Source organism: Winogradskyella forsetii (assembly GCF_013394595.1).
Lineage (GTDB): Bacteria > Bacteroidota > Bacteroidia > Flavobacteriales > Flavobacteriaceae > Winogradskyella > Winogradskyella forsetii.
Genome location: NZ_CP053348.1, coordinates 1071792 through 1089848 on the forward strand (window position 1 = coordinate 1071792; position 18057 = coordinate 1089848).

Sequence of the window (18057 nt, forward strand, 5' to 3'; positions counted from 1 at the left end):
TTTGTTTGGTGCCTGCAAAATACAAAAATTAAAAACTAAAAAAGTGACCGTTTCGGATCACTTTTTATCTGTAGAATTATCTTTTTGTTTGGGTTGCCTATTGTGTTCTTTTAAATATTGCATTAACATCCATTCGATTTGGCCATTGGTACTGCGAAATTCATCCGAAGCCCATTTTTCAACAGCTTTCAGCATATCTTCATTGATTCGTAATGCAAAGGCTTTCTTTTTAGACATTATAGATTAATTGAATTTTGATTTATAGGTGGCTAACACACTTTCGGCATCGTTGCGTTTTTGCGTTCCAATTAATAATTTTTTTCCGCTTTTCAATTTGATTTGAATACCAACATCACCAGAAACATTTATAGCTTTTCCCTTAGACTTATTCCAAAAAAATCCACCACGCAATCCCCAGCCACCATATTCACCAATGGGATTGTAAGTTTTTACATAAGCGTTATCAATTTGGCTCCAGTTAATGGTTTTAAAACTCCAATGCAAAGGGAAAAATTTATAATGAATTCCTTTTTCGTCTATTCTCGTGTTTAGCTTAAACAAAAATATAATTCCAGAAGCTAAAATCATAACTCCAATAATGGATATTAATTCGCTTATAGAAAAGCTACTGGGATTTTCAATATATTCACTAATGATGATAGCTATAGGAACCATTATACTAACTAATAGCAGCACAATTAGCCATAATTGATTAAAACGTTGTTCTTCCTTGAAAATTCTCATGGGTTAGATTACAAAAGCTCTTGATAGTTCTATTTTAATAAAATTTAATCCTTAATAAAAAATTTGGATTAATGATTTAAGGTTCCTGTATTTAAAACTGGCGACGCATCTTTATCTCCACAAAGCACAACCATTAGATTACTGACCATTGCCGCTTTGCGTTCTTCATCTAAATCCACGACATTTTTTCTGCTGAGTTGTTCAATGGCCATTTCGACCATACTCACAGCACCTTCAACAATTTTATGTCTTGCTGCTACGATGGCTGTGGCTTGTTGTCGCTTTAACATGGCGTTGGCGATCTCGTTAGAATAAGCCAAATAGCCGATTCTGGCTTCGAGTACTTCTATGCCTGCAATGGTTAAGCGCTCGTCTATTTCTTTTTCTAAAGCATTGCTCACTTCGTTGACGCTAGAACGGAGCGTGATATCTTCATCAACACCTTCATCTGCAAAGTTATCATATGGGTACATGCTTGCCAATTTCCGTACTGCCGCATCGGTTTGTACGCGTACAAAATTTTCGTAATTATCGACGTCAAATGCTGCTTTGTAAGTGTTTTGAACGCGCCAAACCAAAATTGTACTAATCATGATTGGATTTCCTAATTTGTCATTCACTTTTAAACGTTCGCTATCAAAGTTACTGGCTCTTAGGGAGATTTTCTTTTTAGTATACAATGGATTTACCCAATAGAAGCCGTTCTTTTTTACGGTGCCAACATATTTTCCGAATAAAAGTAACACACGGGAACCATTTGGTTGTACCATTAAAAATCCGAATGCCAATATAATTGCTACGACAATACCAAATGCAGGCCAAGCTGTTTGTGTTATGGGAATGAGCGCAATACTTCCAAAGAATAATGCTATAAATAAGAATAACATTAAGTAGCCATTTGCAGGGACGATGATTTTTTCTTCTGTCATGATTTCAAAAATTTAGTTGGTTAATCTATTTAAAATTCAATATGATATTAAAATGATATCATAAAGATATAACTTATTAGATTAGTATGCAAATAAATTTATTTGTTACAGTTTTATGAGTTTAAATAAAAAGCGTTCATAAAATAAAGTTTGGCACGCCGTTTGTAATATACTAATCGTAATACATATTACGATAGTTACCATCTGGTAACATTACTACAAAGTAGTTGTATTACATTTGGTTGGTTAGTTAGAAAAAGCATCTCGTGGTTGGGATGCTTTTCATTTTGTTTCATATTCAATTAGAATTAGCATCTCGTTCCCGATAGTAATCGGGAGGGATGCTTTTCATTTTGTTTGGTATTCAATTAGAGGTAGCATCTCGTTCCTGATAGTAATCGGGAGGAATGCTTTTCATTTTGTTTAGTTGGTTAAGTTGAAAAAGCATCTCGTTTCCGTTAATAATCGGAAGGGATGCTTTTCGTTTTTTATGAGGTTTCAACATAAAAAAAAAGCACCTTAAAAAGATGCTTTCCTGTGAAGTTGTGATTAATGACTGCCTATTAAGATTTTATGAAATCCGTAATACTTTCAATAAGTATTGGAGAAACTTTTCGAAACGATTCATTATATGATTTTGAATTTTCTAAATCGTCACCTTCAATTTCAAAAAGCACATGGTTCATGTTGTCTATAATTATCAATTTTGCTTGGTCATTGGCTTCCTTTAATAGTTCCGCCTCTTTAACCGAAACTTGAAGATCTTTTGTGCCATTAATAATTAGAATCGGCATTTCTAAATCTTGAATGATTTCGGTCGGAGTATGAGTCATCCAATTGATCATAAAATCTTGAATGTTCGGACCAAACATAGAGCCTAAAGCATCAGGATAATCCGTAGTGTTTTCTCCCTTCTTTAATAAACCGACAATTCGTTGCGCTTCTGTGCCTAGTTTTGGTGCCATTTTGGTTACTTGTTCAATAATGACGTCTCCTATATTATTGCCAGCTCCGGCCAATGAAATAAAACCATCAGCTTTGTCCTTAGCCGATAGCATGCCGACCAAACTCCCTTGACTGTGACCGATGACATAAATTTTATTATAGCTATCCTTTTCCTTAAAGTAATCTAAAACATCAGAAGCATCGCTTACAAAATCATCGAACATCATGTTCTTATCGACGTTATTCTTTAGAATCTGTTTTACGATGCGCTTATCGTATCTAAAGGTAGCAATACCATTGTCTGTAAGTCCTTCTGCCAACTTTTTTAAAGAATTATTTTTAAGGAAATTCTGATTGCCGTTTCGATTTGTAGGTCCAGAACCTGCAATTATGATGGCTAAATTGGGTTTGTCATTTCCGTTTGGACTGAGTAATGTACCATCGATCCATTTTGTGATGGCCAATTCTTCTTCCGTATAAGTTTTGTCCTGACTCAAACCAATGGAACAAACCAAACAAAAAGCGAGAATTACATACTGTTTCATTTTTAAATTGTTTTTATGATGTTTAAAGTTACTTCATATACCTCAAACATTAAACTTTGATTCAAATTTTATACCAATTTTTCATTTTGAAATGCAATGTTTTTACCATTTGAGTAATGTATTTTATCGGTGAAATGCACTATTTCGTCTTTAAATGTTAAAATTATATGCAATACATCGATTAAATGTGTTTTTTAGCGTTGCAATTCAAAATGAATTATATATTTGACTCGTACTAAAATTTAGTTTTTAGTTCAATGGATTAATTAATTAATATTTGCCTTATGTTGTGTTAACTTAGAGACCCTAAATCTACCAGCATAGTTAAAAAGCAAATAAACGAAAACCGAGATTGAGGGATCTCGGTTTTTTGTTTTTTAGGACTTTTTCACTTCTGTGAACTATCAATGTTGTGATAAACCGAACCCTCTTTTCTTCGTCACTATTTTTTCAGTAATTTAGTAGTTCGATATGAATTATAAAACAATTTTTTACATAGGAAGTTTAGTATTGCTTTTATTTGGTTTTCAACAAAAGCAAACTTTGCCTGAAGGTTTTGTGTATGTAACATCTGTAATTCCGGATTTAAATGTGGAATTACGATATTTTTCACAAAACAATTTTGTCGGTGATACTATAGATGGCTACAAGGCCAATCGTTTGATATTGACCAAAGGCACAGCCGAAAAGCTGAAATTGGTTCAAGATGAGTTACAGCAACAAAATCTCTGTTTAAAAGTGTATGACGGTTATAGGCCACAACGTGCCGTAAATCATTTTATCCGTTGGGCAAAAGACTTGAACGATACCATTAATAAACAGCAATTTTATCCTGAAGTGAATAAAAGAAATTTGTTTAAAGCGGGTTATATAGCCTCTCGTTCTGGGCATAGTAGAGGCAGTACAATAGATTTAACGATCATCGATGGTGAAACAGGAGCACCTTTGGATATGGGAAGTCCGTACGATTTTTTTGGCAAAGCGTCTTGGGTTGCCCATGATGATTTAACGGAAAAGCAAAAGCAAAACCGCCAATTGTTACAAACCGTAATGTTGAAGCACAATTTTAGAAACTATCCAAAGGAGTGGTGGCATTTTACCTTGCGTTGGGAACCCTTTCCTAAGACTTATTTTGATTTTGAGGTGGAGTGAATTATTGAACTCAAAAATTCAAGTTTTAAAATTTAAAATTACAAATAAACCCAAGCCCAATACATCAAACCAAATTGAAGTGGAATCCGTAAAATCAAAATCCATTTCGGAATTCCTGCAGATGCTTTTTCGCCAGAAAGCATATAAAAATGTACCAAAAGAAAAACCGCCAACATTGCAATAATGCCAAAAATGGCCATATTTTTTACAGCAGGAATACATAATCCAATGCCTAATAGCATCTCTGCGATTCCGCTCAAATACACCAAAGCTTTATGGTTTGGTAAATATTTTGGCATAATCCGCATATACATTTTTGGCTTTATAAAATGCATGATTCCTGCTAAAACATAAATTCCTGCCATTATGTAAAGACCAATTGGCTCATTCATCTTTGTAAGTTTTATAGGTTAAACCAATGCCATAATTAAATAAATCCCGTTTGAGTAGACTGGATTGTAAACCATTGCCTTTGTCAAACTTCACCCAATTGTTGCCATTGATGAACACACGTTTAATGTAAGTGTTTTTGCCTTCCACCTCATCTGTAAAAGGTAATAATGGTCTAAAGTTGGTCGGGATTTTTACGATATCACCAGATTTGGATTTAATCTCTTTGTACTTTTTATTAGGTAACAGCTTTCCCTCTTTGTTAGTGTAACCCAAAACTTGAAGGGACACAAAAAAACCATTTTCAGGAATGTAAATGTCGTAATCTTCGACATTCAGCTCAAAGGCATCGCCAGTTTTTTCAGTCGCTCTAAAAACAATGGTTTCGTAGGTCAGCACTTTCCCGGGAACGCCATTATTATTGTCATAAAATTTAACTTTAAATAAGGTCGAAAATTTTTTCTTTTCACTGTTTTTACGGTTGCGCTTTTCCCAATCTTTCGATTCTAAAGCAATAGGAAAAAATACTGTTTTTAGCTTTTGATCTTGGTCAGTGGTTTTAGGAAAATAAACCGCTATCTCAGATTCTATGGTCGGTAGCCAACAATTGTAATAATCGTCATCTAGGTATGGTTTTAGTTTTTCTTCTTTGAATTTTCTATCTATTGTAACTCCAACCAAAACTTCATCTAATTCTGAAGCTTCAGGATGCATCAATAATTGGCTGGGCAAATTGTTTGTGGAAACATTCAAATCTTTAAAACCCAAAGCCGAAATAAAAAGCGAATCGATATCTGGATATAATTTCTTGGTGAAGAAAAACTGACCTTCATCATCCGCAAAAATACCGTTACCATTTCCGAACGAAATAGTGGCATAACTCACAGGATAAGTTGAAATACTGTCTTTAATAGTGATCTGGGCAAAAGATAATTGCCCAATAAAAAGTAGGAAAAATAAAAATTTGTGCATGGTTAAGCTTATAATTTTTTAAAGATACATTATTTATGGGCATAAAAAAACGCCTCAATTCCGATAACTATCGGAAGAGACGCTTTTTAAAGATTGATTAGTTCTTAATTATTAGTCATCTAATGCTTTTTTGGTTTGGGTAAAACCTACATAGAGACCCATTCCAGCCATTAAGAATATCATAGCTGGGTAAATAGCATTATCATCTAAACCCGTATAAGTTTCTAGAATATTAGCAATAAACACGCCTAACCCAATACCCATTAACAGAAACGCTAAGTTTAAAACAATAACTTTCCAAGAGGAACCAGAGCGTTTGCCTAGGTTAAAAATACTTGCATCTGCACCTTTTTCAATAAGTGCCAGGCGCTCCTTGTTTCTTGTAGATAGGTATAAATATACCATTCCAAATATTGCTGCGAATAGACTAAGCGGTATTAAAATTTCTTCGTTCATAATGTTTGTTTTTTAATTGGAGTTATTTGGACTATGTGTTTTTATAGCGAAAATTATAGATTTTTTATTTTGAAGAAGCCTTTTTTGAATAACGTAGCCTTAGCTACGGTATGAGAAAAAGTCGAAATCAAAGTGAAAAAGACTTATTTGCAGCAAAAAGAAATAGTTTAAGTAACTTCATTGATTAATTTTATTTGTTCATAGCTTATGACGACAAGGTTTGAATTCAGGTTACACTTTTTTCAAAAAAAATAAATTTATTGTATTTGTGTAACCTTATATTGTTTTATGTCGTCTTAAATACAAAATGACCATCAACGACGACCAAATACTAATCAAAGCTATTAAAAATGGAGACACTAAGGCGTATGCGCAATTAGTGGATCTGTATAAGGATTTGGTTTATACTTTGGCCTTACGCATGTTAAAACATAGAGAAGAGGCAGAGGAAGTGGCTCAAGATACTTTTGTAAAAGTTTTTAAGTCATTGGATAAGTTTAAAGGTGACTCTAAGTTTTCGACATGGATTTATAAAGTGACCTACAATACGTGTTTGGACCGCATAAAAAAGAATAAAAAATTTTTAAATGATGTTGCTATTGATGAATTTACTTTTAATAAATTAGATGTTATTGATAATGCGTTGGAAAACATGATTATGAATGAAAAGAAAGCATTGATAAGAAATTGTGTGGCCAAACTCCCTGAAGAAACGAGTGCATTGCTGACCTTATTTTATTTTGAGGACTTATCTTTAGAGGAAATTTCGAAGATTACAAATATTGAAGCCAACACAGTAAAAGTGAAGCTTTTTAGAGCACGAAAAAAGTTAGCCCTTATTTTAGAGCAATATTTACAACCAGAAAGCAGATTGAATTATGGAAAAGGATGATAAAAAAATAGAAGAACTCATTGGAAAACTAATGTCCACGGATAGTTTAGAGCAACCTTCTTTGAGCTTTACAGATAATATAATGTCTAAGGTTGAAGCAATTTCCAAATCAACAGTTACAGTATATAAGCCATTGATTCCAAAGTCAGTTTGGTTTGTGATTTTGGGTGGTTTTGTGGCTTTGGTTGGCTATATTTATTTGAATAAAGAAACTAAAAATGATGGATGGTTTGACCGATTGGATTGGTCTAATATAACGGTTAATCCTTTAGAAAATCTTTCCGTTGATTTCTCAACTACGCTGATGTATGCTGTTGTGCTTTTGGCAATTATGGTGAGTATTCAGGTGCCTTTGTTAAAACATTATCTTGATAAACGGATGACGTATTAGTTGGGATAATACCAGAAAATGATCGATATAATATTTTTTTCTAAGGTGTCTTTTTCCTTTATAGTTTTATATTTTACGGATAAAACATGTTTTCCAGAACTTAAGGCTTCAGTCGGTAAATAAGTTTCAAATCCCAAGGCATTTTTATTGACTACAAAATCTGATACAAATTTCAAAGTATCTATCTCAACCGAATATACTTTGTTGAATGTTCTTAAATAATCCGTTCGCAAACTATCTAAACGTTTTCGACTATTACCACTGTTATTACTAGCATGGTTAAAGCCAATTTTTATATCTGATGTAATGCCTCTAATGTCTTTTTCTGGTTTTAGCCCTTCATTAAATTCAAAAATATTGTCTTCTATGGATTCAGAGAATTTCACATATACTTTTACATAGGTTCCTGAAATTATTTTAGATTGAATCGCTGCATCGTCAATAAAAAGTTCCTCATTTGTTAATACTAAATCTTCATAATTATTATCGCTGGCAATGTAGTTGGTAGAGCTGTTCCGTTCATTGAAATAGTTTGAAAAATTATGGTTCAGGGAAGTCATAATTATAACTAGAATAAAAATAGGAAATAAGATTAAGCTCAAACGCTTGCCAAATTTATTGTCCAAAAAATTATAAACAATAGGTCGATATAGAAAAGATAAGGTAATGGTGCTAAATACTAAATAAAAAGGAAAATAGATTTTTGATAGCCATTGTTTCTTTTTTAACCAGCCTTGTGAAACAAAGTCAATAAACGTGAGAAGTAAACCTAGGACAACAAAAATAATTAGTGGAATACCTAAAAAATTCCGAATCCATTCGGGCAGGTTTTCATTGGTTACAATATATTCTATTGTAAGTACCATGACTAGTATGGTAAATGTAAGTGCGAGCACGTAAAATATGAGCAGAAAGGAAACCGCAAAAATAATACTGCAATAATTTTCCAAACGCCCAATGTACCTATCAAAAGAACCTACTTTTTTCTTTAAATAGGTGGTAAACTTTAAACTGTAATTTAATTCTTCGTAATCAATATCGCCAGACACATATCGTAAACCCAAAGCACCAATCCATAAACCGCGCAACAATACATGCAGCAACAAATTAAATAGTAGTATAATACAAGAAAACCAAGCGACTTGGGCAATTATAGCTTGATGAATAATGCCGTCATTAGTGGCTTCTATAATGGCTACTTTTAAAGGGTCATAAGCACTAAATAATCCGAAAATGGCAAAACCAGAAATTAGCAATTCCAGTTGCCAGCTTTCTTCTTGAAGTTTTTTGAGTAGCTTTTTAAACGCAGGATTGTTATAATCTTGACTCATTTAAGTGGTTGGTTGGGTTAATTCCCTATAAATTTAGGCATATTCAACGATAATTGTATTTTTTAATAAAAATTAAAAACTATTTTAATTTTCCCAAACTCTATTTTTCCTACTTCGTGCTTCATGCTTCAAGCTTCCATCTCATCAATACCAACGTTTTTTCTTCTTCTTGGAAGCTTCACTTTTTCTGCCTTTTTTATACTTACTCCCTTTCTTTTTATGCACTATCGGTTTCGCTTTTGGATCTAAGGGATAAGGGTGTTCAGTTTCAACAGGAATTTGAACATTAATGCTTTGCTCAATAGTTTTTACATAGCTTTTCTCATCAGCAGAACACATGGAATACGCTATTCCGATATTTCCAGCACGACCAGTTCTACCGATTCTGTGAACGTAAGTTTCCGGTACATTTGGCATATCAAAATTAAAGACGTTATCGAGTTCGTTAATATCAATGCCACGAGCAGCAACATCTGTGGCAATTAAGACTTTTACATAACCATTTTTGAATTTATTCAAAGCATTTTGCCGTTCACTTTGCGCTTTGTCTCCATGAATGCTATCAACGGTATAGCCGTTTTTAAGTAAGGTCTGTTCTAATTTGTTAACCCCAAATTTGGTACGTCTAAAAATGAGAACATTTCCTTTTATGGTGTTTCGCATTAAATGTAAACACAACTCAATTTTGTTGCGTTTAGGGACGTAATACAACACCTGACTCACATCTTGAGCAACTGATTTTGTTGGAGTCACATCAATACGTTCAGGATTTTTAAGAATGGTTTTTGCCAATTCCTCTATTTTATAAGGAATGGTGGCCGAAAATAATAAGGTTTGTTTGTCCTCAGGACAAAGACGTTCTATTTTTTTAATATCATCAATAAAGCCCATGGCCAACATTAAATCCGCTTCATCTAAAACGAAGGTTTCAATATAATCGAGATTGATATAATCTTGTTTATGCAAATCGAGTAGGCGACCAGGTGTTGCGACTAAAATATCAACACCTTTTTTTAGCACATCAATTTGTGGTTCTATGGATGCTCCTCCAAAGACAACCAGAGAACGCAGATTAGTGAATTGTGCATAGGTTTTAAAATTCTGTTGAATCTGTACTGCCAATTCCCGAGTAGGACTCACGATCAAAGCCCTTATTTTCTTGCCTTTTTTTGGCGCATCTTGCTTATCAAAAAGTTGCTGTAAAATAGGCAACGCAAAAGCCGCAGTTTTTCCTGTGCCAGTTTGTGCAGATACAATGACATCTTTACCTTCTAAAACTAGAGGAATAGAACGTTGCTGTACCAAAGTGGGATCAACATAACCTGAAGCTTCAATCGCTTTTTGTAATGGTTTTATGAGGTGTAAGTCTTTGAATGACATGAGTTTCGAATTTAATGCAAAGGTAGAACAATTGTTAATTCCATCTTAGCTATAAAAATTTTAAAATTATTTATTACGTCAGTTCGAGTAATTTGTGAAGTATGAGCAAATTGTATCGAGAATCTCTTAATTTCAATTGCTTCTCGATACATTCCGATAAAAAAATCGGAATACTCGAAGTGACGAAATCTTTCTACCAACGTTCAGCAACCCAATCCTTCTGTTCTTCATCAGTTAAAAACGTCCAAGCAATACATCGGCTGACTTTATGCCCTTGTCCCATTTCAATCGTTTTAACGTCTGTCGCATTTACTTTTTGTAAAATTTTATAGGTCGGTTTTAGGGTGGTTTCTTTCGAAATTAAACTCGTAAACCATAAGCATTGTTTTCCAAAATGCTTGCTTTCGTAAATCATGTCTTTTACAAAGCGTGCTTCACCGCCTTTAGTCCAGAGTTCGTTATGTTGTCCACCAAAATTTAAAAGTGCTTTGTTTGGTCTTTTACCTTTTAGGTTCTTCTGCTTTTTTAAACTTGCTTTTTGAGCTTCTTCGGCAGATGCATGAAACGGAGGGTTACAAATTGTAAAATCCACTTTTTCTTCCGGTTTTAAAATGTTGTAGAAAAAGTCATTGGATTTTTCTTGGCGCCTAATTTCCAATGTCGACTTTAAACTCGAATTTCGCTGTTCAATTTCTTTAGCATTAGCAATCGCAGTTTCGTCTGTATCACTGCCTATAAATGACCAACCATATTCGTGCTGGCCAATAATTGGGTAAATACAATTAGCACCAACACCAATATCCAAGCCTTTAATGTGCTTGCCTTTTGGAATTTCGGAACCATTGCCTTTTAAAAGGTCAGCAATATTATGGATGTAATCTGCACGACCAGGAATTGGTGGACACAAATAATGTTTAGGGATATCCCAATATTGTAAGCCATAATGATGAATTAATAACGCCTTGTTTAACGCTTTCACCGCATCAGGATTAAAAAAATCAATAGATTCATCTCCATATTTATTTGGCGCCACATACGCGGCCAATTTTGGAGAACTTTTAATGAGTTTTTGAAAATTATAACGTTCTCTATGCTGACTTCTGGGATGAAGTTCTGATTTTACTTTGGGATGTGTTTTTTTCTCTTGCAACTTGAAAATTTTTTTTAGTTCTCTCCTTATAATATAAGACCAACTCCTAGATTAACAGTCATCGGCTCTTTTTCATTCTTAAACTCTACATATTGACTAAGATCAGAATCCGTATCGTTATTCTTTATGGCATTGATATATTGGTTGATTTTTAAAAGGATAAATCCTTTTTTACTCGCTGAAAAAGAAATGCTTTTCTTCAATTGTAAGTAAGTACCAAAACTCACAGAATTATAATTATCCTTGATGTCTTTTTCATAGCCAATAGAGATATTATTATAGACAAGTGGGTCGCTTGGGTCAATGAAATCGATTCTTGATGAATCCACATTACTATCGCCTTTTTCTTTTGCTGCAACCGTAAAAATTGCAAATGCTCCAATTCCGAACTGATAAGATTTGTCATTTCCGAAATGAAAGTTGAAATTTATAGGTGTTTGAATTTGGTGTATATTCCTATTTCCTTTGTGGGTCACATATCCTATTTTATCTTCAATTGAAAATCTATCCAAATAATACCCAACACCAAAATCTATTGAGCTTTTTTCGCTTATAAAATAGTTTATGCTTGGTAATATAAAAACACCAATATTTATGGACGATTTTATTTCTGGACTTCCAGAAACGTTAGAATTGGTTAGCTCACTGGTTTTTGGAACAGATAATGTCGGGCCAAGAGATAATTGAAAATCTATAGTATTAACTTGTGAATATAATTGGGTAAATAAACTGGTTAGAAGTATAAATAAAATTTTTTGTTTCATATTTTGATTCTGCGATTTATGATAAAGAGTTTGACAAAAGTAAACCAAAAGAAAATGATAACACTTAATTGCAATTTCAAATTATGGTAAAAAAAGATATTAGGTTATTGAGTTATTCAGACGAACTTTAACTAAACGACCCAAATGTTAATCCACTTTTCTGAAACGTAGAATTTCATTTCCATGTCCATTAAAGAGTTTCAGGGTTAAACCCTCTTTTTTGTAAGTTGTTGTTCTATTCAATGCTTTATCAAAACGATCTGGAATCGTCATGTTGGCACACATTTTTCGTGTTGAGGCAATGGCTCCGAATTCTATGGCTTTAGAATTTAAGGTTTTAATCTGCCCATTGTAATTATTGCAACCATTAGATCCATAAACTTGCATTTCCGTGGAGTTGATTTCAAGTGTTGGCGCATTGGTTTTGGCAATTTCCTCACCGTTAATGTGCGTTGCTACCCAAATATCATGAATCGCCATTTTTGGATCTGATTTTTTCTCTAGAACTTTAACAAGATCGTATTGAATTGAAGACGCATCAGCAGGAACATTTTCAACCTCTAATTTCATTTCTGTAACTTCAATTTTTTGAAGCAAACCAGGTTCAAAAGTGAAGCCATTTATTGTGGAATGAAAATTAGACCAATCTGTATTTTCGTAATCGTCTGCTTTTGTAACTTGGAGGCATTTTGCTTTTCCTGCGCCAGCATCGCAATCGACTTTTGAGCTGTTGACCCAGTAGGTCGATGTTGTGTGTTTTGTGGAGCCACAAGAAGACATCATTAGGATTAATGTAAGAATTGCGAATGATTTAAATATGGTCATAATTATGTGTTTGTTTAATTGACCTCATAATTTTCAAAAGCCTTGCCAATACAATTTATAAAACGTTAAAAATAAGCCAATTCTCCTATGATGTAAAGGTAATCGCCCAATTCATTTTCGTAAGATTTTATAATCTCATCTATTTTGCCGTTGTCAATATCTTTTCGTAATGCGGTTAAACCTTTTTCAACTTCCTCAATATTAGCTAAAGCACTAAAAGACGAAATCCCATGCCTTATGTTTTCATCAAAATATAATTCCGGATTTTGTTTGCCGCAGTATAAAAACTGATCTTTCAAATCGGGTTTTATACTGTAGGTTTCGGTCTTTGTAATTTTTAAATTTGAAAGTTGCATGGCATTTTCAACCGCTTCAAGCGATGGCATTTGGGTTATGGACTCTTTTAACATTTGTGGAAAATAATGATTTAGCCAATATCCTTTCATTTGATTTGGAGTAGCAGTGAAAATGACAATTTTACCATCAGGTTTTAAAATATAGGCTAATTCTGAAAATGCTCTTACCAAATTGGTCCAGTGATGAATAGTCAACGTACCAATAACGCCATCGATACTTTGTTCAGGTAACTTTGTGTTTTCAGCACAACCAATTTTCCAATTCATAGCTGGATTTTTGGCTTGCGCTTTTTGAAGCATTTCGATTGAGGGATCTATGCCAATAAATTGAAATCCTTTTTCTTGAAGTGCATTCGAGTAATTACCAGTGCCACAACCAATATCTAAATACAAACCTTCCTTTTTTAGATTCAGATGTTTTACCAATTTTTCAGTTAAATACGGATCTGCTTTTCTGGTTTGGTTATAATTGATTCCTATTAGGTTGTATTTGGTTGACATAAATTGAATTTATCATTCAAAGGTAACAATCAAATCATTTTGTCCTACCATACTCCCTTCATTTAAAGCAACAGACTTAATTTTTCCAGATTTATGAGCTGTTACGGTCGTTTCCATTTTCATGGCTTCAATCACAAACAAAGGATCATTTTCTTTTACCGTAGAACCTTTCTTAACTAATACCTTATATAAGGATCCTTGCAGAGGCGCACCAATTTGATTAGTGTCTTCTGTATCGATTTTTACATTTTCAACTTTTTTAATATTTAATGAGGTATCAAAAATTTCAACAAAACGGTTTTCACCATTCACTTTAAAGAACACGGTTCGCATGCCTTCATCATTAGGAATACTAACGGAAAGTAACTTTACAATTATGGTTTTTCCAGGTTCTAGTGTGATATTGGTTTCCTCTTGTAACTTCATGCCAAAAAAGAAATCTTTGGTTGGTATGAGTGCTACATTCCCATAGCGTTTATAGTTTTCATGTGCTTTTTCAAATACTTTTGGATAGAGCATATAAGACAAAAAATCTTCCGTTTCAATCGCTCTTGTAAAACCTTGCTGGAATTTCTTTTTAAAAGCCGCAAATTCTTTTGTGAAATCTACAGGTTCTAAATGCGCATTTGGTCGGTCTGTGTAAGCGTCTCTATTTTTAAGAATTATTTTTTGAAGTTCTTTCGGAAAGCCTCCAACAGGTTGTCCTAAATCGCCTTTAAAGAAATTAATTACCGATTCTGGAAATGAAATGCTCTCACCACGTTCCATTACATCACTTGGTGTTAAATTGTTAGTCACCATAAAAATGGCCATATCGCCAACCACCTTAGAGCTAGGGGTCACTTTGATTAAATTTCCAAACATGGCATTAACTTGGGCATACATTTTTTTTACCTCTTCAAATCGATCTCCTAAACCTAAGGCCATCGCTTGAGGGCGTAAATTTGAATATTGACCACCTGGAATTTCATGTTGATATACTTCTGCAGTTCCAGCTTTTAAACCAGATTCAAATGGATAATACATTTCGCGCGTATCTTCCCAATAATTTGAAAACTGATTTAAGGAATTCATATCAAAATCGTGCGCGCGTTCTTGGCCTTTCATCATTTCTACAACACTATTAAAATTCGGTTGTGACGTGAGTCCTGAAAGACCTCCAAGTGCCACATCGACTACATCAACGCCAGCTTCAATCGCTTTTAAATAGGAGGCAGTTTGTAAAGAAGAGGTGTCATGGGTATGTAAATGAACAGGAATGTTCAACGTGTCTTTAAGTGCCGTAACCAATTCTGTGGCTGCATAAGGTTTTAGTAAGCCAGCCATATCTTTTATAGCGATCATGTGGGCACCAGCATTTTCCAAATCCTTGGCGAGTTGTGTATAATATTTTAGATTGTATTTGGTTTCTTTCGGGTCCAAAATATTTCCGGTGTAACTAATGGCAGCTTGTGCGATGCCTTCAGTATTATTTCTCACATATCTAATACTTGGTTCCATGGCTTTCACCCAATTGAGCGAGTCGAAAATTCTAAAAATGTCAACCCCATTTTCCCAAGATTTTTCGACGAATTTTTCAATTAAATTATCTGGATAAGCTTTATATCCTACGGCATTTGAGCCTCGCAATAACATTTGAAACAATATATTAGGAACGGCTTTACGCAACTCCCTTAATCGTGTCCATGGACTTTCATGTAAAAAGCGATAGCAGACGTCAAAAGTTGCGCCTCCCCAAACTTCCATACTAAAGGTGTTGGGATGGTTTTTTGCAAAACTTTCAGCCACTTTTAGCATGTCGTAGCTACGCATACGGGTCGCTAAAAGTGATTGGTGTGCATCTCGCATGGTGGTATCGGTGTAATGTATTTTTTTGTCACGCATCAACCATCGGCAAAAGGCTTCTGGTCCCAGTTCGGTCAGTAAATCCTTGGTGCCTTTGGGAAACGCATCTAATCGCTTGTACTTTGGAACTTTTGCTTTTCTAAATACTTTGTCTCTATCGATGTTTTTAACATCGGAATTCCCATTGACTATAACTTCAGCAAGGAAATTAACGGCTTTTGAAGTTCGGTCTTGTGGCAGTTTTATTTCGAATAAAGAAGGTGTATTCTGGATGAAATTCACGGTTACTTTTCCCGCTTTGAAGGTGTCATGTAAAATCACATTCTGCAGAAAATGAATATTGGTTTTTACACCTCTAATTCTAAACTCTTTTAAGGCACGCACCATTTTTCTAACAGCTCCATCGAGTGTTCGTCCTTGCGCAGAAACTTTTACTAGCATAGAATCGAAAAACGGACTCACATTATACCCTTGATAAATACTGCCAGCATCTAACCGAATTCCCATTCCTGATGCACTTCTGTAGGTCGTAATATTTCCGTAATCTGGTGTAAAATTGTTTTCAGGATCTTCAGTGGTTAATCGACATTGTAAAGCAAAACCATTGGTTTCTATAGAGGCTTGTTCGTAAATTTTTATTTGTTTGTCAGATAGTTTATAACCTCCAGCGATGAATATTTGTGTTTTCACTAAATCGATTCCAGTAACCATTTCGGTAACGGTATGCTCAACTTGAATTCTTGGATTGACTTCAATAAAATAGATATTGTCTTGTTCGTCGACTAAAAATTCAACTGTTCCTATGTTATTATAGTTGACTTCTGAAGTGATGTCTACCGCATATTTGTAAAGGGCATCTTTTACATTTTGTGATACATTATAAGAAGGTGCGACTTCGACTACTTTTTGATGACGACGTTGCACTGAACAATCGCGTTCAAAAAGATGACGAATATTGCCATGTCTGTCTGCTACAATTTGAACTTCAATATGTTTTGGGTTTTCAACATACTTTTCTAAGAACATGGTATCATCACCAAAAGCGTTTAAAGCTTCATTTCGAGCTGAATCAAAATTTTGTTCTAAATCTGAGTTATTTCGAACCACACGCATCCCACGACCTCCACCTCCAGAAGCGGCTTTTAGCATCAATGGGTAACCAATGGAATTAGCTTCAGAAATAGCGATTTTTAAAGACGTCAGACTTTTTTTGTTACTTTCAATGATTGGAACTTTACATTTTACAGCAATTTTCTTAGCTGTGATTTTGTCGCCCAAAGCATCCATAACTTCAGGATCTGGACCTATGAAAATGATGTCGTTTTCGGCACATCGCCTCGCGAATTCTGAATTCTCAGATAAAAAACCATATCCAGGATGTATGGCATCTACATTTTTCTCTTTTGCCAGCGCTACAATTTCTTCAATATCCAGATAAGGTTTTAGTGGTGCGTTGTCCTCACCAATTTGATACGACTCATCAGCCTTATTTCTATGTTGCGAATAGCGGTCCTCGTATGTGTAAATAGCGACAGTAGCAATATTAAGTTCTGCACAAGCCCTTAAAACACGTATAGCAATTTCACTCCGATTGGCAACTAATATTTTTTTGATTTTCATGGTTGGAATTGTAAGATGATTGGGTTTTAACCTCTGATTTACTGTGATGATTTTCAAATATAAGAAAGACTTACTACAACGTTTTCGTAAAAGCTAATTATTTTATTAAAAGCTGTGTTTTAAATGTTTATATAATAGTTGAAAAGTTGAATAAAGTCCTTGATCCTGAGTCGTTTTTCAAATAAAACCGATAAGAATAGGGAGCAATTTGTTATAACTGCTTATTGGAGAAAATACTTTAAACGTTTTTTTAAACTTAGAGGTAAAGCATCATTGTCCAGTACTAGACGAATGTGATCCCTGTTCTTATTCTTAGAATAGAGCAATTCAAAAAAATGAAAAATGGAAACGCTATCTTTAGAACGTTCAACTAAGTTAAAGGAATCTCCTGTTTTTACCATACCTTCTTCTAAAACACGAAGATAAGTCCCAGAATATCCATGGTCAATAAATTGTTGTAAGACTTTATTTGAACCAAATTTATGCGCGAACTTAAAACAGGGTTCTCTAGGTTGTGTGATTTGTACGAACGTCTTACCTAATTTATAAATATCTCCAATAAACAGTTGTTTTTCATCTAAATTTTCGATGGTTAAGTTTTCGCCTAGCATACCATACATCCAATCTAAATGAGGATACAATTCTTGCCAATAAGGATAATGATTTGAAGAAAATAAATAGCAAGCTTTAAATTCACCGCCATGTACTTTTCGGTCTGAAACTTCGTCACCTTTAACCGCTTCTTTTCCTAAATATATAGGAACGTCGGTTGGTTTTTTATAAATGCCAGTTGTGACTTCTTCTCCTTTCCATAAGAACTGGGTTGGTTGCGCAATATTGGTTGAAATGATTTTCATTTATTAAATGTA

18 protein-coding genes are annotated in these 18057 nt (G+C 34.1%); 3 read left to right on the top strand and 15 right to left on the bottom strand.

Annotated features, from left to right (window positions below; genetic code table 11):
• Positions 1–57: 57 nt before the first annotated feature.
• The 4 genes from HM987_RS04555 to HM987_RS04570 all read right to left on the bottom strand — a co-directional run bounded on the left by HM987_RS04555 (position 58) and on the right by HM987_RS04570 (position 3163).
• Positions 58–237 (bottom strand): Arc family DNA binding domain-containing protein, encoded by a 180-nt coding sequence (locus tag HM987_RS04555; RefSeq protein ID WP_179005642.1) that lies wholly within the window; start codon positions 235–237, stop codon positions 58–60.
• 6 nt (positions 238–243) lie between these two features.
• Positions 244–744 carry a hypothetical protein gene (locus tag HM987_RS04560; protein ID WP_179005644.1) on the bottom strand — a complete coding sequence of 167 codons (501 nt, stop codon included), beginning with the start codon at positions 742–744 and terminating at the stop codon, positions 244–246.
• Positions 745–812: 68 nt separating this feature from the next.
• Positions 813–1673, bottom strand: coding sequence for an SPFH domain-containing protein (locus HM987_RS04565; protein WP_179005646.1), 861 nt, complete (start codon positions 1671–1673; stop codon positions 813–815).
• Between the two features lie 563 nt (positions 1674–2236).
• Entirely contained in the window at positions 2237–3163 is a 927-nt protein-coding gene (locus tag HM987_RS04570; protein WP_179005647.1) for an alpha/beta hydrolase family protein, read from the bottom strand.
• Between the two features lie 471 nt (positions 3164–3634).
• Here HM987_RS04570 and HM987_RS04575 point away from each other — a divergent pair, with 471 nt between their 5' ends.
• Positions 3635–4315, top strand: coding sequence for a M15 family metallopeptidase (locus HM987_RS04575; protein WP_179005649.1), 681 nt, complete (start codon positions 3635–3637; stop codon positions 4313–4315).
• 38 nt (positions 4316–4353) lie between these two features.
• Here the strand turns inward: HM987_RS04575 and HM987_RS04580 are convergent, their stop codons facing one another.
• The 3 genes from HM987_RS04580 to HM987_RS04590 all read right to left on the bottom strand — a co-directional run bounded on the left by HM987_RS04580 (position 4354) and on the right by HM987_RS04590 (position 6133).
• Positions 4354–4707, bottom strand: coding sequence for a DoxX family protein (locus tag HM987_RS04580; RefSeq protein WP_179005651.1), 354 nt, complete (start codon positions 4705–4707; stop codon positions 4354–4356).
• Positions 4700–5677 (bottom strand): peptidase associated/transthyretin-like domain-containing protein, encoded by a 978-nt coding sequence (locus HM987_RS04585; protein WP_179005653.1) that lies wholly within the window; start codon positions 5675–5677, stop codon positions 4700–4702. Before HM987_RS04585 ends, HM987_RS04580 begins: the two co-directional genes overlap by 8 nt.
• Before the next feature lie 111 nt (positions 5678–5788).
• On the bottom strand, positions 5789–6133 hold the full coding sequence (locus HM987_RS04590) for a DUF6249 domain-containing protein (RefSeq protein WP_179005655.1): 345 nt from the start codon (positions 6131–6133) through the stop codon (positions 5789–5791).
• A gap of 307 nt (positions 6134–6440) precedes the next feature.
• Here HM987_RS04590 and HM987_RS04595 point away from each other — a divergent pair, with 307 nt between their 5' ends.
• Together HM987_RS04595 and HM987_RS04600 are read left to right on the top strand one after the other, a co-directional pair.
• Entirely contained in the window at positions 6441–7025 is a 585-nt protein-coding gene (locus HM987_RS04595) for an RNA polymerase sigma factor (RefSeq protein WP_179005657.1), read from the top strand.
• Complete coding sequence (locus HM987_RS04600) at positions 7012–7416, top strand: hypothetical protein (protein WP_179005659.1); 405 nt, start codon at positions 7012–7014, stop codon at positions 7414–7416. The genes HM987_RS04595 and HM987_RS04600 overlap by 14 nt, the downstream gene beginning before the upstream one ends.
• On the opposite strand, the gene HM987_RS04605 is transcribed toward HM987_RS04600, so the two are convergent.
• The 8 genes from HM987_RS04605 to HM987_RS04640 form a co-directional block, all read right to left on the bottom strand.
• On the bottom strand, positions 7413–8747 hold the full coding sequence (locus HM987_RS04605) for a hypothetical protein (protein ID WP_179005662.1): 1335 nt from the start codon (positions 8745–8747) through the stop codon (positions 7413–7415). The two genes, HM987_RS04600 and HM987_RS04605, sit on opposite strands and share 4 nt — an antisense overlap.
• 144 nt (positions 8748–8891) lie before the next feature.
• Entirely contained in the window at positions 8892–10127 is a 1236-nt protein-coding gene (locus tag HM987_RS04610; RefSeq protein WP_179005664.1) for a DEAD/DEAH box helicase, read from the bottom strand.
• Positions 10128–10320: 193 nt separating this feature from the next.
• Positions 10321–11277, bottom strand: coding sequence for a 23S rRNA (adenine(1618)-N(6))-methyltransferase RlmF (gene rlmF / locus HM987_RS04615; RefSeq protein WP_218645591.1), 957 nt, complete (start codon positions 11275–11277; stop codon positions 10321–10323).
• Between the two features lie 26 nt (positions 11278–11303).
• Positions 11304–12041, bottom strand: coding sequence for an outer membrane beta-barrel protein (locus HM987_RS04620; protein WP_179005666.1), 738 nt, complete (start codon positions 12039–12041; stop codon positions 11304–11306).
• Between the two features lie 147 nt (positions 12042–12188).
• Entirely contained in the window at positions 12189–12866 is a 678-nt protein-coding gene (locus HM987_RS04625) for a DUF4377 domain-containing protein (RefSeq protein ID WP_179005668.1), read from the bottom strand.
• A gap of 65 nt (positions 12867–12931) precedes the next feature.
• Complete coding sequence (locus HM987_RS04630) at positions 12932–13723, bottom strand: class I SAM-dependent methyltransferase (RefSeq protein ID WP_179005670.1); 792 nt, start codon at positions 13721–13723, stop codon at positions 12932–12934.
• A gap of 12 nt (positions 13724–13735) precedes the next feature.
• Positions 13736–17188, bottom strand: coding sequence for a pyruvate carboxylase (locus HM987_RS04635; RefSeq protein WP_179005672.1), 3453 nt, complete (start codon positions 17186–17188; stop codon positions 13736–13738).
• A gap of 221 nt (positions 17189–17409) precedes the next feature.
• Positions 17410–18045, bottom strand: a complete 636-nt coding sequence (locus HM987_RS04640) for an MOSC domain-containing protein (RefSeq protein WP_179005674.1) — start codon at positions 18043–18045, stop codon at positions 17410–17412.
• Positions 18046–18057: the final 12 nt, after the last annotated feature.

Excerpts from the sequence above, each read along its gene's own strand:
- HM987_RS04560 (WP_179005644.1), bottom strand. The coding sequence starts at position 744 with ATGAGAATTTTCAAGGAAGAACAACGTTTTAATCAATTATGGCTAATT.
- HM987_RS04590 (WP_179005655.1), bottom strand. The coding sequence starts at position 6,133 with ATGAACGAAGAAATTTTAATACCGCTTAGTCTATTCGCAGCAATATTT.
- HM987_RS04640 (WP_179005674.1), bottom strand. The coding sequence starts at position 18,045 with ATGAAAATCATTTCAACCAATATTGCGCAACCAACCCAGTTCTTATGG.
- HM987_RS04555 (WP_179005642.1), bottom strand. The coding sequence starts at position 237 with ATGTCTAAAAAGAAAGCCTTTGCATTACGAATCAATGAAGATATGCTG.
- HM987_RS04605 (WP_179005662.1), bottom strand. The coding sequence starts at position 8,747 with ATGAGTCAAGATTATAACAATCCTGCGTTTAAAAAGCTACTCAAAAAA.
- HM987_RS04630 (WP_179005670.1), bottom strand. The coding sequence starts at position 13,723 with ATGTCAACCAAATACAACCTAATAGGAATCAATTATAACCAAACCAGA.
- HM987_RS04580 (WP_179005651.1), bottom strand. The coding sequence starts at position 4,707 with ATGAATGAGCCAATTGGTCTTTACATAATGGCAGGAATTTATGTTTTA.
- HM987_RS04570 (WP_179005647.1), bottom strand. The coding sequence starts at position 3,163 with ATGAAACAGTATGTAATTCTCGCTTTTTGTTTGGTTTGTTCCATTGGT.
- HM987_RS04575 (WP_179005649.1), top strand. The coding sequence starts at position 3,635 with ATGAATTATAAAACAATTTTTTACATAGGAAGTTTAGTATTGCTTTTA.
- HM987_RS04565 (WP_179005646.1), bottom strand. The coding sequence starts at position 1,673 with ATGACAGAAGAAAAAATCATCGTCCCTGCAAATGGCTACTTAATGTTA.
- HM987_RS04610 (WP_179005664.1), bottom strand. The coding sequence starts at position 10,127 with ATGTCATTCAAAGACTTACACCTCATAAAACCATTACAAAAAGCGATT.
- HM987_RS04600 (WP_179005659.1), top strand. The coding sequence starts at position 7,012 with ATGGAAAAGGATGATAAAAAAATAGAAGAACTCATTGGAAAACTAATG.
- HM987_RS04585 (WP_179005653.1), bottom strand. The coding sequence starts at position 5,677 with ATGCACAAATTTTTATTTTTCCTACTTTTTATTGGGCAATTATCTTTT.
- HM987_RS04625 (WP_179005668.1), bottom strand. The coding sequence starts at position 12,866 with ATGACCATATTTAAATCATTCGCAATTCTTACATTAATCCTAATGATG.
- HM987_RS04635 (WP_179005672.1), bottom strand. The coding sequence starts at position 17,188 with ATGAAAATCAAAAAAATATTAGTTGCCAATCGGAGTGAAATTGCTATA.
- HM987_RS04620 (WP_179005666.1), bottom strand. The coding sequence starts at position 12,041 with ATGAAACAAAAAATTTTATTTATACTTCTAACCAGTTTATTTACCCAA.
- HM987_RS04595 (WP_179005657.1), top strand. The coding sequence starts at position 6,441 with ATGACCATCAACGACGACCAAATACTAATCAAAGCTATTAAAAATGGA.